The organism is Aliiglaciecola sp. (assembly GCF_039982535.1).
Classification (GTDB): Bacteria; Pseudomonadota; Gammaproteobacteria; order Enterobacterales; family Alteromonadaceae; genus Aliiglaciecola.
In genome coordinates this window covers 1-1369 of the sequence record NZ_JBDWYG010000002.1, presented here as the reverse complement: position 1 = coordinate 1369, position 1369 = coordinate 1, and the positions used below count along the sequence as shown (strand labels likewise).

2 protein-coding genes are annotated in these 1369 nt (G+C 42.3%); both read left to right on the top strand.

From position 1 onward, the window contains the following. Positions 1-67 precede the first annotated feature (67 nt). The gene (locus ABJV04_RS00015; RefSeq protein ID WP_348489055.1) at positions 68-445 is read left to right on the top strand and encodes a cupredoxin domain-containing protein; all 378 of its coding nucleotides are present in this window, start codon (positions 68-70) and stop codon (positions 443-445) included. A gap of 35 nt (positions 446-480) precedes the next feature. After that, entirely contained in the window at positions 481-666 is a 186-nt protein-coding gene (locus tag ABJV04_RS00010; RefSeq protein ID WP_348489054.1) for a YHS domain-containing protein, read from the top strand. Positions 667-1369 lie beyond the last annotated feature (703 nt).

The following is a 1369-nucleotide window of genomic DNA, read 5'->3' as shown; positions in this document are numbered from 1 at the left end:
TAACCGGCTGCGCAAATTTCAACCAAAATTTTCAAAAGCTAATAAATAAACTTAAAAGGAGATTATTATGACACTCGATGAAATTTTTGTATTGATTGGCGGCATTCTGCTAATAGCGCTGGTAGCCTGGTATTTCTGGTTCTCCAGTTCCGAAGGTACCCGTATTCAAAGCAGTGCCGGCGGTCTGCAGGAAGCCCTTATAAAAGTAAAAGGAGGATATAGTCCCAATGTTATTGTAGTGGAAGCTGGGAAACCGGTGAGGCTGAATTTCCTGCGTGAAGAAACGGCAGCATGCTCCGAGCAGGTAATATTTCCCGACTTCGGTAAACAGGCTACACTGACCCCGCATAAAACCATCCCGGTGGAATTTATCCCCGATACACCTGGCGAATACGAATTTCAATGTGCGATGGGTATGCTGCGAGGCAAACTGATCGTTGAATAAATCTATAAATCACAACCAATAATATGGAGGATACCATGAAAGCACAAAACATCTGCCCGGTAATGGGACACGAAATCGAAGACACATCAACCGCACCCAGCAGTGAGTACATGGGAACAACCTATTATTTCTGCTGCGAAGACTGCAAAGCATCGTTTGATGAAAATCCGGCAAATTATGCCGGAAACACCGGTGGCCACCATAGCCATCATCATCACTAAATAGTTTAATCACCCCTGCCTTTGAGACTGCCAGGTCGGTAGTTTTTGGGCGGGGGTTTAATTTCTACAATCAATATGGAACATCTTAATCTCAATAAAGAATGTGTGGTAACCGGAAAAGAGGTCATAGATCCTCAAAACTCTCCCAAAAGTAGTGTCAATGGCAACACATGGGCGTTCTGCACAACTACTTGTAAAGAAATTTTTGACCGGGACTTGGTTAAGTTTGCCGTTAAGCGCTATTCGACAAGTGGTCACTTCGGTCGTTCTTTACATTGACTTTTAACATTTTAAAAATAAGAGGTTTGTTATGTCACGTCATGTAATCTGTCCCGTAAGCGGGCTATCTGTAGAAAGCCCAGATGATTCTCAATATCTAGAATATGAAGGAATGCAGCTTTTCTTCTGCTGCATATCTTGTGAAGATAACTTCTTAAAAGATCCAGACTATTATCTGGCCGGCAATGGTAGCTACCATTTATCCTAATATTTATACCCCGAAAACCCTATGCATGTAGCCCTGATCCGGCTGTGTGTATTTTATGACAATGATATACCGAATCAATAAAAATAATTTTGATAATTTTTTAACCTTATCGGAGGTTGGTATGAAAAAGGAACACATACATATAATCGGGGCCGGCCCAGGGGGGCTTGTTGCTGCTATCAATTTAGCCCAGGCCGGATACCCGGTTACTATTTA